The 1,576-nt window shown below is 39.8% G+C and carries 1 pseudogene; it reads right to left on the reverse strand.

What is annotated here, in order from left to right:
• Window positions 1-116: 116 nt before the first annotated feature.
• Window positions 117-1,457 (reverse strand): annotated as a pseudogene (locus tag SST62_RS1000000111865) (ISL3 family transposase); the annotation flags it as partial.
• Window positions 1,458-1,576 lie beyond the last annotated feature (119 nt).

The following is a 1,576-nucleotide window of genomic DNA, read 5'->3' on the forward strand; positions in this document are numbered from 1 at the left end:
AAGTAGCTCAGCTTGGTAGAGTACTTGGTTTGGGACCAAGGTGTCGCAGGTTCGAATCCTGTCTTCCCGATTATTGGGCTCTTTGTCAACTGTAGTGGGTAGATGAAAAGCCAACACCTAGAGAGGACGAACTTCGTTCTCTCTTTCTTTATGTTCAAAGCAATCAAAATCCGTTTTTTAAAGTTTTCAAAGTTCCTGAAACCAAAGGCATTTCTTTTAATGACTTTGATGAGATTATTGGTAGCTTCCAGTTTGGCGTTGGAATAAGGCAATTTCAAGGCGTTTAAAACCTTGTCTTTATCCTTTAGAAATGTCTTAAATACTGTCTGGAAAATAGGATTAACAGTGGCTATTTCCTGTTCGATGAGTTCAAAGAAATGACCTGAATTTTTCTCTTGGAAATGGAATAAGAGAAGTTGATAGAGTTCATAGTGCTGTCGTAGTTCCTCAGAGAAAGACAGGAGTTTTTCCAGTATTTCCCTGTTAGTCAAATGTATTCGAAACATAGGGCGATAAAATCGTTTATCATTGATTTTACGGCTGTCTTGTTGAATCAATTTCCAGTAACGTTTCAATGCTCGGTATTCCTGCGATTTTCGGTCAAATTGATTCATGATTTGGATGCGGACACGATTCATAGCACGACTAAGGTGTTGCACGATATGAAAGCGGTCAAGTACAATTTTTACATTTGGGAGTGAAACAGTCTGGGAATAGACTGTTTCAGCCTGAGCTTAGAAATTGGAGAGCGAAGGGGGCGGCCAATTTGTAGTAGGGACTAAACATATCCATGGTAATGACTTTGACCCGATTTCTAACCTTTCTAGGATAGCGTATAAAGTGGTTTCGGATGGTTGCTTGAGTTTTTCCGTCAAGGATGGCAATGACATTTAGGGAGTTGAAATCTTGTGCGATAAAGCTCATCTTCCCCTTCTTGAAGGCATACTCGTCCCAGCTCATTACCTCAGGTAAGGTATTTCAATCCGTTTCGAACTTGAACTCATTGAGCTTTCTGATAACTGATGATGTTGAGATAGATAGCCTGTGTGCAATATGTTGCATTGCTTGATTTTCGATGAGTAATTGGGCGATCTTCTGGTTAACAGCGACGGAGATTTGGTGGTTCTTCTTGACAAGAGGAGTTTCGGCGACAGCCATTTTCCCACATTCTTTGCACTTGAAACGACGCTTTCTGAGAAGGGATAGCCAGCTGTTTCTAGATAGGGAATTTTGGAGGCTTTTTGGAAATCGTATTTTGCCATTTGTCCCTTGCAGGAAGGGCATTTAGGGGCTGTGTAATCCAAGTGACCGTGGAGTTCTAAGTGAGTTCCCATATCATATTTATCAGTGATAACGATATTTTTGTCTTTAATTCTGAGAAAATTTGTGATAAGATTTAGTTGTTCCGTATGAACCTTTCTAGAATGATAGTTTGAACGCTTTTCATTATAGGTCATATGGGACTTTTTTCTACCATTTGTCAAGTCCATCAAGGTATTTGACACGCCATACGCATGAAAACTTTCTTCTCTCCTTTTGTCTCCGGAAATAACTGCTTTAAACTTGGTATCTACCT

The organism is Streptococcus suis YS56 (assembly GCF_000440115.1).
In the GTDB taxonomy this organism is placed as follows: Bacteria; Bacillota; Bacilli; order Lactobacillales; family Streptococcaceae; genus Streptococcus; species Streptococcus suis_L.